Annotated in this window: 11 protein-coding genes; 7 read left to right on the forward strand and 4 right to left on the reverse strand. The window is 75.2% G+C overall.

The window, feature by feature from the left end; genetic code table 11:
• Positions 1-15: 15 nt before the first annotated feature.
• Entirely contained in the window at positions 16-1,365 is a 1,350-nt protein-coding gene (locus tag AB0F71_RS34355) for an acyltransferase (RefSeq protein ID WP_360243183.1), read from the reverse strand.
• Positions 1,366-1,490: 125 nt separating this feature from the next.
• On the opposite strand from AB0F71_RS34355, the gene AB0F71_RS34360 reads away from it, so the two are divergent.
• The 4 genes from AB0F71_RS34360 to AB0F71_RS34375 all read left to right on the forward strand — a co-directional run bounded on the left by AB0F71_RS34360 (position 1,491) and on the right by AB0F71_RS34375 (position 6,101).
• Positions 1,491-3,875 (forward strand): FHA domain-containing protein, encoded by a 2,385-nt coding sequence (locus AB0F71_RS34360; RefSeq protein WP_360243186.1) that lies wholly within the window; start codon positions 1,491-1,493, stop codon positions 3,873-3,875.
• Positions 3,876-3,983: 108 nt separating this feature from the next.
• Entirely contained in the window at positions 3,984-4,634 is a 651-nt protein-coding gene (locus tag AB0F71_RS34365) for a hypothetical protein (protein WP_360243189.1), read from the forward strand.
• Between the two features lie 89 nt (positions 4,635-4,723).
• A complete protein-coding gene (locus AB0F71_RS34370; RefSeq protein ID WP_360243211.1) occupies positions 4,724-5,713 on the forward strand; it encodes a serine/threonine-protein kinase in 990 nt (329 codons plus the stop codon).
• 13 nt (positions 5,714-5,726) lie between these two features.
• Positions 5,727-6,101 (forward strand): DUF1304 family protein, encoded by a 375-nt coding sequence (locus tag AB0F71_RS34375; protein ID WP_360243191.1) that lies wholly within the window; start codon positions 5,727-5,729, stop codon positions 6,099-6,101.
• A 54-nt stretch (positions 6,102-6,155) separates the two neighbouring features.
• Here the strand turns inward: AB0F71_RS34375 and AB0F71_RS34380 are convergent, their stop codons facing one another.
• Positions 6,156-7,553 carry a streptophobe family protein gene (locus AB0F71_RS34380; RefSeq protein ID WP_360243194.1) on the reverse strand — a complete coding sequence of 466 codons (1,398 nt, stop codon included), beginning with the start codon at positions 7,551-7,553 and terminating at the stop codon, positions 6,156-6,158.
• A gap of 438 nt (positions 7,554-7,991) precedes the next feature.
• Here AB0F71_RS34380 and AB0F71_RS34385 point away from each other — a divergent pair, with 438 nt between their 5' ends.
• Positions 7,992-9,263 (forward strand): DUF6777 domain-containing protein, encoded by a 1,272-nt coding sequence (locus AB0F71_RS34385; RefSeq protein ID WP_360243197.1) that lies wholly within the window; start codon positions 7,992-7,994, stop codon positions 9,261-9,263.
• Positions 9,264-9,326: 63 nt separating this feature from the next.
• On the opposite strand, the gene AB0F71_RS34390 is transcribed toward AB0F71_RS34385, so the two are convergent.
• Positions 9,327-9,770 (reverse strand): helix-turn-helix domain-containing protein, encoded by a 444-nt coding sequence (locus tag AB0F71_RS34390; RefSeq protein WP_360243200.1) that lies wholly within the window; start codon positions 9,768-9,770, stop codon positions 9,327-9,329.
• Positions 9,771-9,901: 131 nt separating this feature from the next.
• Here AB0F71_RS34390 and AB0F71_RS34395 point away from each other — a divergent pair, with 131 nt between their 5' ends.
• Positions 9,902-11,143: an MFS transporter gene (locus tag AB0F71_RS34395; protein ID WP_360243203.1), complete on the forward strand. Its 1,242-nt coding sequence runs from the start codon at positions 9,902-9,904 to the stop codon at positions 11,141-11,143.
• A 7-nt stretch (positions 11,144-11,150) separates the two neighbouring features.
• On the opposite strand, the gene AB0F71_RS34400 is transcribed toward AB0F71_RS34395, so the two are convergent.
• Positions 11,151-11,588: a DUF4259 domain-containing protein gene (locus tag AB0F71_RS34400; protein ID WP_360243206.1), complete on the reverse strand. Its 438-nt coding sequence runs from the start codon at positions 11,586-11,588 to the stop codon at positions 11,151-11,153.
• A gap of 113 nt (positions 11,589-11,701) precedes the next feature.
• Between AB0F71_RS34400 and AB0F71_RS34405 the strand changes: the two genes are divergently transcribed.
• Positions 11,702-12,508: a nucleotidyltransferase domain-containing protein gene (locus AB0F71_RS34405; protein WP_360243209.1), complete on the forward strand. Its 807-nt coding sequence runs from the start codon at positions 11,702-11,704 to the stop codon at positions 12,506-12,508.
• Positions 12,509-12,706 lie beyond the last annotated feature (198 nt).

The raw sequence follows: 12,706 nt of genomic DNA on the forward strand, positions 1-12,706 counted from the left end.
ACCCGGCGCCCGCCGTCACAGCACCTTCGGCAGCACCGCCGCCGAGGCGGGCGGCGCGTCGCCCGCCGCCCGGAACCGGTGCAGCGCCGCCCGGCCGTCCGCCCCGCGCACCCGGGCGGCGAGCCGGGCGGGCAGCACCACCGTGCTGAGCCACCCCTCGCCGCGATACCCCTCGATCGTCCAACTCACCCAGGGGAGCGGATAGTTGGCGGCCGGACTGACGAGCACCGGGAAGCAGCCCTGGAAGCTCACCCGATAGGCGCCGAAGCGGCTCCAGTTGGAGAAGCTGAACCGGCGCTGCTGCGGGTCGAAGCCCAGCGGCACGCACTCCCCCAGTCGTGAACGGCCCAGCCCCGCCAGGAAGTCCAGGTTGGAGCGCAGGTTGAGGTGGGCGGTCGGGAACTCCTCGACCGCCGTCCGCAGCGCGGCCGCCAGTACCGCCGGGCCGTCCTTCGGCCGGTGCGGCACGTGCACCTCGCTCAGCAGGTTGCCCACCAGGGCGGGCGAAAGGCCCAGCCAGCGGCGGGCGTTGACCGGGACGGTCAGCATCCGCTCGGCCAGGTCGCCGTCCAACTCCCGCAGGGTGGCGAGCACATGGGCGCAGAGCACGTCCCCGGCGGAGAGCCGTCGCCCGGCGGCCGCCCCGAACTCCTCGCGCATCCGGTCGACCTCGGCCTCGGTGAAGGCGATCTGGACGGTCCGGTTGGCGCGCGGTCCGGCCGCGATCTCGCGGGCCAGCTGCACCGCCTCCGCCGGTCCCGGCAGCCGGAAGCCGGGGCGTCCGCAGTCCTCGGTCGGCAGCACGGCGTCCAGCAACGCGTCCTGGTCGTCGACGAGTTCGGCCTCCGGCAGCGGCTCGCCCGCGACCGCCGCGGACCAGATCCGCAGCAGCAGCACGAAGCTGTGCAGGTCCCCGATCGCGTGGTGCCAGGAGCAGCCGAGCACCGTCCCGCCGTCGGCGGTCCGGGTGAGCCGGACGGTGAACAGCGGGGCGCCACCGGTGCGCGCGGCGACGGCGTCCACCGGGTCGACCAGTCCGGAGCCGGCGATGACCACCCGGCCCATCGCCTCGGCGAGCGTGCCGTCCACGGTGCAGACCGCCAGCGGCACCCCGGAGTCGTCGCAGACCGCCCGGAGCGCTCCGTCCTCGGTGCGCAGCCGTCCGGCGAACACCGGCACCCGCTCCAGGGCGAGGGCGAGTCCGGCGGCGAGCCGGTCCTCGTCCAGCGGCCGGTCGAAGCAGAGCACGACGGAGACGGCGAGGTCGGCGAGCATGGTGTCCATCAGGCCCAGGCGCAGCACCCGGCCGTCGGCCCGGCCGGCGCGGACGGTCCGGGAGCTGCGCGGCTGCGGCCAGATCGTCATGGGTTCCCATCCGGTGGTTCGGCCTGCGGGCACGGCGAACGATAGCGCCGCGCCGAGACAGTGGTCCAGTCCAATGTCAGGATCCGGAAAGGCCGTTCGGGCCCGCCGACGATAGAATGCCGAGCATGGGACAGCGCCCCGGCGCACCCACCGCGCCGCCCCTCGTCCTGGTCACCGACCGCGAATCCCGGCTGATCGACCCCACCCGGGCCTACCACCTGGGCCGGGACCCGACCAGCGAGATCGTGCTGGACGACCCCCGGGTCTCCTGGCACCACGCGGTGCTGCGCGCCACCGACGACCACTGGCTGCTGGAGGACGTCGGCAGCACCAACGGCACCTACGACCAGGGCCAACGGATCGACCACGAGGACGTCGGCCCGGGCACCAGGCTGCGCTTCGGCGATCCGGCCACCGGCCCGTCCGCGACCTTCGCCGGCCTGCCCGACCCCGCCCCCGGCGAACGCACGGTACTGCTCGCCCCGCAGAGCTCCGGCACCTTCCGCAGCCCGAGCGCGGTACTGGAACTGCCCGGCCACACCCTGCGGATCGGCCGCGCCCCCGACAACGACCTGGTCCTGGACGACCTGGTGGTCTCCCGGCACCACGCCGAGCTGCGCGAACTGCCGGACGGCGGGCACGAGATCGTCGACCTGGACAGCCACAACGGCACCTACCTCAACGGCCGCCCGGTGCGCCGCGCCCCGGTCGGCCCGGCCGACCTGGTCGGCATCGGCCACTCCTCGCTCTGCCTGGCCGACGGCCGGCTGGTCGAGTACACCGACACCGGCGAGGTCTCGCTGGACGTCCAGCACCTGGTCGTCCGGGTCGGCCCGGACCAGCGGGTGCTGCTGGACGACGTGAGCTTCCCGCTCGCCGAGAAGGCCCTGCTCGCGGTGGCCGGACCGAGCGGCGCCGGCAAGTCCACCCTGCTCAACGCCCTCACCGGGCTGCGCCCCGCCGACGAGGGCACCGTGCTGTACGACGGGCGCGACCTCTACCGCGACTACGCGGAGCTGCGCCGCCGGATCGGCCTCGTCCCCCAGGACGACATCCTGCACACCCAGCTGACCGTCCGCCGCGCCCTGTCGTACGCCGCCGAGCTGCGCTTCCCCGGGGACACCGCGAAGGAGGAGCGGGAGCACCGGGTCTCCGAGGTGATCGGCGAACTGGGCCTGGAGGCGCGGGAGCAGCAGGTGATCGCCAGCCTCTCCGGCGGCCAGCGCAAGCGGGTCAGCATCGCGCTGGAGCTGCTCACCAAGCCCTCCCTGCTCTTCCTGGACGAGCCGACCTCCGGCCTGGACCCGGGCATGGAGCGCTCGGTGATGCACCTGCTGCGCGGCCTGGCCGACGACAGCCGCACGGTGGTCGTGGTGACGCACAGCGTGCTGAGCCTCAACGTGTGCGACCGCCTGCTGGTGCTCGCCCCCGGCGGCCGGACCGCCTACTACGGGCCGCCGACCGAGGCACTGGCGTACTTCGGCGAGGCGGAGTGGCCGGAGGCCTTCGAGGCCTTCGAGAACGACTCCGAGGGGCTCTGCCGGGAGCGCTTCCGCGCCTCGCCGCAGTACCAGCGGTACGTGACGGCCGAGGCGGCGCACCCGGTGAGCCCGGCGCGCCCACCGGAGCCGGCCGGGCGGGCCGGGCCGCCCGTCGGCCGGGAGAAGCCGCAGGGCTGGTTCTCCCAGCTGGGCACTCTGGTGCGCCGGTACGCCGCGGTGCTCGCCGCCGACCGGCTGTTCCTGACCGTGATGATCGTGCTGCCGTTCATCATCGGCCTGATGTGCCGGGCGATGGCCGGCAGCCGGCTCACCTTCGAGAACGCCATCAACTGCCTGCTCACGCTCTGTCTCGGCGGGGTGCTCACCGGCTCGGCCAACGCGGTGCGCGAGGTGGTCAAGGAGCGCCCGATCTACCGGCGGGAGCGGGTGGTCGGCCTGTCCAGGTCGGCGTACCTGGTGTCGAAGGTGGTGGTGCTCGGCGCGGTCACCGTGGCGCAGGCCGCGGTGCTGACGGTGGTCGGCCTGGCCGGGGTCACACTCACCGCGCGGCCCGGCCCGAACGCCCCGCCGCCGGTGACCAGCGGCGTGCTGATGCCCCAGCTGCCGGAGCTGATCGTCGCGATCGCGCTGCTGGCGTTCACCTCGATGATGCTGGGACTGGTGGTTTCCGCGCTGGTCGCCAAGGAGGAGGCCACCATGCCGCTGCTGGTGCTCCTCGCGATCGTCCAGGTCGTGTTCAGCGGCCTGATGCTCCGGCTGCACGGCGTGCCCGGCCTGGAGCAGTTCGCCTGGCTGGTGCCGTCCCGGTGGGGCCTGTCGGCGATGGCCCGCACCGTCGACCTGAGCCGGCTCACCGTGCCGAGCTCGATCACCGCGGACCCGATGTTCCGCCCGGAGCGCACCGGGTGGCTGGTCTCGATGGGCGCGCTGGCCGCCCTCGCGGCGGCGTACGGGCTCGCGGTGCTCGCCCTGCTGCGGCGGCACGAGCCGACCGTCATGCGCAAGTAGCCGCCCCCGCCCCCGCCGGTAGAGTGGGAGACGAACTGCGGTGCGAATGCCGCTCGCGACCCCTGCCCCCCGGCACCGGTCGGCGCGGCGGAGGGAATGTAGCCGCCCATGGACGAGTTCGCGTTCCGCCCCACCCACGTCGCCCCGCCGGACGGCCTGGCGACCTGGACGGCGCCGGACCCGGCACGGCCCTCCGCCCGGCTCGACCCGCTGCTCCCGGTCCGGCTGATCGCCCGGCAGGGCGACTGGGGCCAGGTGCTCTGCTCCAACGGCTGGACCGCCTGGGTGGACGCCCGGCTGCTGGTCGTGCTGCCCCAGCCGCCCCCCGCCGCGGACGGACCGCCCGCCCGCACCGCCGACCCCCGGCCCGCGCTCGCCGAGGCCGGGGCCGCACTGGCCCGGCACCGCACCCTGCTGGAGGACCTCGCCACGGGCGCCCTGGACCTGGAGTCCTTCCGGGAGCGCACCCGCGGCCTGCGGATCGGCCTGGTGGCGGACGGCGAGGAGCTCTGGGTGTTCGATCCGGTGCACGACCGCTGGTGCTACTGCGACGGGCTCCAGTTGCAGACCTACGCAGCCACCGACCGCCGGCCGGCCGTCGACCGGCAACCAGCTGTCGACCGGCAGGCGGCCACCGACCGGCAGGCTGCCACCGATCGGCAGGCGGCCGTCGGGCCCGCGGCCGCGCCGGGAGCCGCACCGGTGCCCGACCCGCAGGCGCAGGGCCCGTACGCGCCCACCCGGACGGTTGAGCCGTGACCCCCGCCGAACGGCCCCCGGCCACGGCCTCCGCCCAGGCCCCGCCCTCGCCCTCGCCCTCGCCCTCGGCCCCGGCCTCGGAAAGCGGGCTGCCCGCCGGCCTGGTCGGGCGGAAGGTGGCGGGCTACCGGCTGGAGCAGGAGATCGGGCGCGGCGGGATGGCGGTGGTCTACCGGGCCAAGGACCTGCGGCTCGGCCGAACCGTCGCGGTCAAGCTGCTGGCCCCCGAGCTGGCCCGCAACGAGGTTTTCCGGCAGCGCTTCATGCACGAGTCCGAGGCCGCCGCCGGGATCGACCACCCGCACATCGTCCCGGTGTTCGAGGCCGGGGAGCACGACGGCATCCTCTACCTGGCGATGCGCTACGTCGAGGGCGGCGACCTGCGCGCGCTGATCAACCGGGACGCCCCGCTCCCGATCGAGCGCGCCACCCGGCTGGCCCTGCAGATCGCCTCCGCCCTGGACGCCGCGCACGATCACCAACTGGTGCACCGGGACGTCAAGCCCGGCAATGTCCTGGTCGCCGCCGGCACCGACAGCGAGCACCCCGAGCACCTCTACCTGGCGGACTTCGGGCTCACCAAGAAGTCCCTCTCGCTCAGCGGGCTGACCAGCGTCGGCCAGATCGTCGGCACCCTCGACTACGCCGCGCCCGAGCAGATCTCCGGCCGGCCGCTGGACGGGCGCTGCGACCAGTACGCGCTCGGCTGCGTGGTCTTCGAGATGCTCGCGGGCACCCCGCCGTTCCGCCGGGAGAGCGACCTCGCACTGCTCTGGGCCCACCTCAACGACCCGCCGCCCGAACTGCACCGGCACCGCCCGGACCTCCCCGAGGCGGTCGACGCCGCGGTGGCCCGCTCGCTCGCCAAGACACCCGGGGAGCGGTACGACAGCTGCCTGCAGTTCGTCGCCGAGCTGCGCGCGGCCAACGGCCCCGTGCCCTGGACGGCGGACGGCCCGCCCACCCGGGTCGTCCCTGCGGTCGCCCGGGCCCCCGGCCCCACCCCGGTGCCGGACCCGCCCGCCTGGGCCGGCCCGGTCGTCCACCCGCCGTACCGGGACCGTCAGGGCCTGTCCTAGGGAGCCGTCGACCATGAACGCCGTGAGCCAGGTCTTCGCCATGCTCGCCGCCGCGATCCACCTCGTGGTGTGGCCGCTGGAGAGCTACCTGTACGGGCACCCGAGGGTGCGCTACCTGCTCACCGGCAGCACGGCGGACGCCCCGGAGGTCCGGCTGTGGCGGTTCAACGTCGGCTTCTACAACCTGTTCCTGGCCCTCGGGCTGGTCACCGGGCTGGTCCTGCTGCACACCGGGCATTCCGGGGCGGGGCGGCCGGTGATCCTCTACATCGCGGCCTTCATGGTGGCCGGCGGGGCCACCCTGTTCGTCTCGGAGCCGAAGCTGTGGCGCGGCGCGCTCGGCCAGGCGGTCCCGGCGGCGGCCGTCCTGCTCGCCGAACTGCTCTGAGGCCGGGGCGGCTGTCGGGGCGGAGCGGGCACCGGGGCGGGTGTCGGGGCGGGCTCAGCCGCCGGGGCCCGCTCCGCTGCCCGCCGCTCCGCCGCTCGCTGCGGCGCCCTTCCCGGCGCCCTCGCCGGTGACCTCCCCGGGGTGCCGCACCCGGGCCGCCAGCAGCGCCCCGAGCAGTCCGGTCAGCAGCCCCCAGCCGGCCGCCAGCGGCACCGCCGTCCACAGCTCCGGGCGCAGCGTCAGGCTGCCGCTGCCCAGCGCCGACACCGGGTTGTCCCCGCCGAGCACCGCGCCGAGCAGGTCCCCCAGTCCGCCCTGGCCGAGGCCGACGCCCAGCACGGACAGCCCGTAGTCGGCGTCCATCCGGGTCCACAGGCCGACCAGCAGCACGGTGACGGCGGTGGCCAGCGCGAAGCGGACGGAGTGCTGCCAGAGCCGAACGCTCCGCGGCGAGCGGCGGGCGGCCAGGAAGGCGGCGCCGGTCAGCAGCACGGCGGCCACCGGCAGCAGCCACCAGCTGCGCGCGTCGTGGTCGGCCAGGGTGCCGAGGTCGATGGTCGCCTCCTTCCCGCCGGGGGCGCGCAGCACCGCGCTGAGCGGTTGGGGGACGGGCAGGCCGAGCGCGCCGACCAGCCGGCCGTGCCAGACGGCACCGAGGCCGAGACCGAAGGCCAGCCAGACCAGGTCGGGCAGGGCGAGCAGCAGCACGGCCATGGTCGAGCGGGCGTTGCCGTGCACGAGCGCGGTGACGACCCCGGCCACCGCGCCGATCGCGACGTACCCGAGCAGGACCGCCCAGAGCGCGAACGCGGCCGGGCGGACGGCGAGTTGGTAGCGCAGCAGGCCGCGCGGCAGCGGCGCCCGGCGGGAGACCGCGAAGACCGCGGCGAACACCAGCAGCAGCCAGGCCAGCCCGATGCCGATGGTGGTGGCGCCGTCCGCGTGGAAGCCGACCTCCGGGGTGAGCCCGAGCGCGCCGCCGATGGTCTCCACCAGACTGCCGCCGAGCTGGATCACGAAGGTGTGCTTGGCGGTGACGGTGATCACCACCAGGGCGATCAGCCAGAGCACCACCGTCCGGGCGATCCGGCCCAGCAGTTCACCGCCGCCCGCGACCGCGCGGAACCGCAGTTGACGCAGGAACACCTCGGAGATCACCACCGCACCGACCAGCGAGACGCTCAGCGGCATCGCACTGACCCCGGCGTCCACCGCCGCGAAGCTGCCCGCGCCGCCGTCGAGTTGGACCGAACCGCCGACGGCCAGCGCCAGCGTCGCGGCGAGCACCGGCGGGAAGCCGCCCGCCGGGAGGTCGCTCGCGCCGGCCAGCCAGAGGCCCAGCGCGGCCACCGCCGCCATCGCGACGAGACCGGCCAGCACCACGGCGAGCGCGTCCAGCCAGCCGCGGACGACTCCGGGCGGGCCGGCGGCCCCGGTGGTGGGCTGCTGCATGCCGCCTCCCTCTGCTCGAACGGGCCTGGTCCGTTCCCAGGGTGACCGACTGCCGCGGGGCACGCTCGGCGACGGCGGGGCCACCTGCTGTTGCGGCGAACGGGGCGCCGGGGGAGAAATGGAACCCAGTGGCAGGAGCTTCCCGTGCCGACCGTACGTGTCGGCCGCCTGCGAAACGGAGCCTCGATGAGTTCCCAACCGCCCCCGTCCGGCCCGCCGAGCGAGCCGCCCTACGGCCCGCCCTCCGGTCCCCCGTCCGGCCCGCTGGCCGGTCCCCCCTCGGGTGGCGGCACGGGCGGACCACCGTCCGTACCGCCGCCGCCCTCCGGCCCGTCGGGGCCGTCCGGGGGCGGTGGGGGTGGCTCCAGCGCGGGCAGCGGGCGCGGTCCGCGCACGCCGTGGTGGCGCTCAAGGAAGGGGCTGTCGGTCGCGGCGGGCGTGCTGGTGGCGGCCGTGGTGGCGACGGTGCTGATCGTCAACAACCAGGGCGGCAAGAACGAGGCCGTCCCGACCGCCAACGAGGTCGCCCTCCAGACCCCGGCCGACCCCGGACCGGCGCCGTTCACCCCATCGGTGGAAACCCAGGGCGTGAGTGCCCCGGCCCCCGCTCCCACCAGCACGGCGCCGCAACCGGGCGGCACCTCCAAGGCCGGCTCCCCCGCCGTCCTGCACAGCGTGCAGGGCAGCTCGGCCGGGCTGTACGGCGGGACGATGAACCGGCCCAGCTGTGACACCGAACGGCTGATCGGCATGGTCTCCAGCGGTGACGCCGGACGGGCCTGGGCCTCGGCGGCGGGCATCGAGCAGTCCGCGATCCCGTCCTACCTGCGCTCGCTGACCTCGGCGTACCTGCGGGTGGACACCCGGGTGACCAACCACAGCTACAAGAGCGGCGCCGTGGTCGAGTACCAGTCCGTGCTGCAGGCGGGCACCGCCGTCCTGGTGGACGCCCAGGGCGTGCCCCGGGTGCGCTGTGCCTGCGGCAACCCGTTGAAGCCGGCGGTGCTGGTGAGCAACGCCAAGTACACCGGGAAGGCCTGGACGGGCTTCGAGCCGACCACGCTGATCGTGGTGGTGCCGGCCCCGCAGCCGGTGACCGAGATCATCCTGGTGAACATCGAGACGGGCGGCTGGTTCTCCCGGCTGACCGGTCGGATCGAGGTGGTGGACAAGCGCACCGAGCCGCCGAAGCAACTGGTGCCGGGCGTTCCGCCGCCCATGCCGTGGAAGCCCACGTCGCCGACGGCGACGGCCTCGACCTCGGGCGCGACCACATCGGGGGCGAGCTCCTCGGGCGCGACGTCCTCCGGCGCCACCTCCTCGGGCGCGACCTCCTCGACCTCGGGAGCGACCTCCAGCGGCGCCACCTCCTCCGGAGCGACCTCCTCCGGCGCCACCTCCAGCGGTGCGACGTCCAGCGGCGCGACGTCCTCCGGTGCCTCCACCGGGACGGGCTCGGCCTCGGCCACCTCGTCGACCACCTCGGGCAAGCCCTCCGAGAGCACCGCGACAACGCACTCCTCGTCCGCGTCGACGCTCAGCGAGGCACCGACCAGTAAGACCACCACGACCGGGACCGGCACGACCTCGTCCGGCACCACGACCTCGACCGGCACGACGACCTCGACCGGCACCGCGCCGAGGACACCGACCGCGACCTGTGCGAGCACGGCGCCGTCGACCCTGCCGCCCTGTCCGACCACGCCCTGACGCAGTCCCGAGCCGGAGCCCCGCCGCCACCGTCCGTCCGTCGGCCGGTGGCGGCGGCACGTCTCAGGGCAGCAGCACCTTCGCGTCGTCCGGGCCGAGCAGCCGCCCGTCCGCCGAGCGCACCTCCACCGGGGCGACCGGGGCGCCCGAGGCGCGGTCGACCAGCCGGGCCCGGGGCTCGCCCTCGGCGAAGAACCACTCGTCACCCCACTGGCGCAGCGCGGTGATCACCGGGAACAGCGCGCGGCCCTTCTCGGTGAGCAGGTACTCCTGGTAGGGGCTGCCGTCGGCGGCCGGGGCGAGTTCGAAGACCCCGGTGGCGACCAGGTTGGTGAGCCGCGCCGACAGGATGTTCCTGGCCAGCCCCAGGTTCTTCTGGAACTGCCCGAAGCGGCGCAGCCCGTCGAAGGCGTCCCGGACGATCAGCAGCGTCCAGCCGTCGCCGACCACGTCGAGCGGGCGGGCGACCGGGCAGGTCGACTCCTCGTGCGTGGTGCGTTTCGGCACTTCGTCCCACCTCTCGACCGGTCGGCGGCCAGCGTACCGCCGAACCAGTGGTTGCTTATTGAAACCAGGATATGCCAGGGTGGCGCAGTAGCACTTTGAAACCACTGCTGCCCGTCGAGGGGTACCCGCTCATGACCTCCCCTGCTCCCACCGGCCCGCCCACCACCGACGTGACGCACGCGACGCACGCGGCCACCCCGCCGCGCGGCCTGTCACCGGCCGCGGCCTGGCTGCTCTCCGTCACGTGCGGCCTGGCCGTCGCCAACGTCTACTACTCCCAGCCCCTGCTGGACCTGATCGCCCGGGACTACGGCATCGACCCGGCCACCGTCGGCCTGGTCGGCACCCTCACCCAGGTCGGTTACGGGCTCGGCCTGCTCCTGCTCGTCCCGCCCGGTGACCACGTCGACCGCCGTGCCCTGACCACCGCCCAACTCGGGCTGTCCGTCCTCGCCCTGCTCGCCGTCGCCGTCGCACCCTCCGCTCCGCTGCTGCTGGCCGCGATGGCGGCCGTCGGGGTGCTGGCCGTCGTCGCCCAGGTCGTCGTCGCCCACTCCGCCTCGCTCGCCGCGCCCGGCGACCAGGGCCGGGTGGTCGGCACCGTCACCAGCGGCATCGTGGTCGGCATCCTGCTCGCCCGCACCGTCGCCGGGACGATCGGCGACCTGGCCGGCTGGCGCGCCGTCTACCTCGCCTCCGCCGTCGCGACCGGCGCCATGGCCTTCGCCGTCGCGGCCGTCCTACCGCCCGAACGCCGCGGCCCGGCGGCCCGGCGGATCCGCTATCTGCGCCTGGTCGGCTCGGTGTTCACGCTCTTCGCCGAGGAGCGCGTACTGCGCGTGCGCGCCGTGCTCGCCCTGCTCACCTTCACCTCCGTCACCGTGCTGCTCACCCCGATGGTCCTCCCGCTCGCCGCACCGCCCTTCGAGCTCAGCCACACCCAGATCGGCCTGTTCGGGATGGCCGGCGCCGCCGGGGCACTCGGCGCCGGGCACGCGGGACGCCAGGCCGACCGCGGCCGCGCCCACGCCGAACGCACCGCCGGCCTCGGCCTGGTGGCCATGCTCGCCGCCTGGCTCCCGGCCGCACTGCTGCCCCACTCGGTCTGGTGGCTGGTGCTCGCCGTGGTCGTCATCGACTACGGCCTCCAGTCCGTGCACGTGGTCAACCAGCACCTCCTCTACCAAGTCCGTCCCGAGGCCCGGAGCCGCCTGACCGCGGGCTACATGCTGCTGTACTCCGTCGGCTGCGGAGCGGGCGCCATCGCCTCCACCCTGGTGTACGACCAGGGCGGTTGGCACGCTGTCTGCGCGCTCGGGGCCGCCACCAGCCTCGCCGCGCTCGCGTACTGGCGCACCGCCAAGGACGGTTGACGCCCGCTCACCGCCCCGGCAGCGGAGCGCCTGCGGTCGGCGGCACCGGTTCCAGCACCTCGCGCAGGGCGCGGATCCCCCGCCGCCACACCCGGTCGGACCCCGACTCGCCCCACAGCTCGGCCAGTTCGGACCCCTCCGCCACCACCCGGTCCAGCGCCGCCACCGCCGGCGCGCGCAGGTCGCCGGGCAGCCCGGGTATCGGCTCGGCCGGGCCGTAGGCGGTCGTCACCGCCGTACCGCCGGGGCACTGGGCGGCGACCAGCGCCGCCGCCGCGACGGCCTCCGCGCCCTCGTCGTCGTCCAGGTACTCCGACCCGCGGGCGGCGCGCTCCAGCGCCGCCCGGACGAGCGCCGCCCGCTCGCCCGGCGCGGCGTCGTCCAGGCCACCGGCGAAATCCGCCGCGGTGTCGTTGTCGAAGTAGCCGGTGCCCCAGGTCCCCATCGTGATTCCCCTCGTGTTCGTCTGCAGATGGATGCTTGCACGCACCACTGACAATTCGGGCGGTGCACGGAAATCCGCTGGTCGACGACGTGACGATGGGGCAGGGTTCAGCCATGGACACTCAGGGGCTGGACGAGGACGGGTACATCGCGCGGGAGGGCTCGCTGGAGCGCGTCCGGCCGGAGTTCACGCCGGTGGTCGACGCCGCCCGGGCGCGGATCGCCGCCGCCTTCGGCCCGAACCGGCTGCACGGCGCCTACCTGTACGGCAGCATCCCGCGCGGCACCGCGGTCCCCGGCGTCTCCGACCTCGACCTGCTGCTGGCCCTGCACCGGGAGCCCACCCCCGACGACCGGCGCGCGGCCGACGCCCTCGGAGCCGGCCTCGACGCGGACTTCCCGCAGGTCGACGGCGTCGGCGTGCTCCTGTTCGGCACCGGCACGCTGCTCAGCGAGCTGGAACGGCACGACCTGGGCTGGTTCGTCGCCTGCCTGTGCACCCCGCTGCTCGGCGAGGACCTCGCCGAGCGGCTCCCCCGCTACCGCCCGGACTCGCTGCTCGCCCGCGAGACCAACGGCGACCTCGCGCTCGCCCTCCCCCGCTGGCGCGAGCGACTGGCCGCCGCCGACACGGACGCCCAGCTCACCGCGCTCAGCCGCGCGGTCTCCCGCCGACTCGTCCGCACCGGCTTCACCCTGGTCATGCCCCGCTGGGGCGGCTGGACCAGCGACCTCACCGTCTCCGCCGAGGCCTTCGCCGCCCACTACCCCGACCACGCCGACCGGATGCGCCTGGCCGCCGCCGTCGCCCGCACCTCCACCACCGACCGCGCGGTCCTGGCCGCCCTCATCGACGGACTGGCCCCCTGGCTGGCCGCCGAGTACTCCGCCGTCCACGGCGAGAAGGCCCCGCGCCCCTGACCGGCGGGAGGGGAGCCCGGCCGGTCCGCCGTGCACCGAGCGCGGCCGCCCGCCCGGTGCGGCGCTCGGCCGGCCGCCGTACCCCAGTGACGCACCCCGGTAGCGCTCCCCGGAGGCACTCCCCCGGCGAGGCGCGGTCACCGGCCGGGCGGGTGACCGCGCGTAGCCCCGCTCAGTCCACGCTGGGGATCCCGCCGG

Source organism: Kitasatospora sp. NPDC028055 (assembly GCF_040637885.1).
GTDB lineage: Bacteria > Actinomycetota > Actinomycetes > Streptomycetales > Streptomycetaceae > Kitasatospora.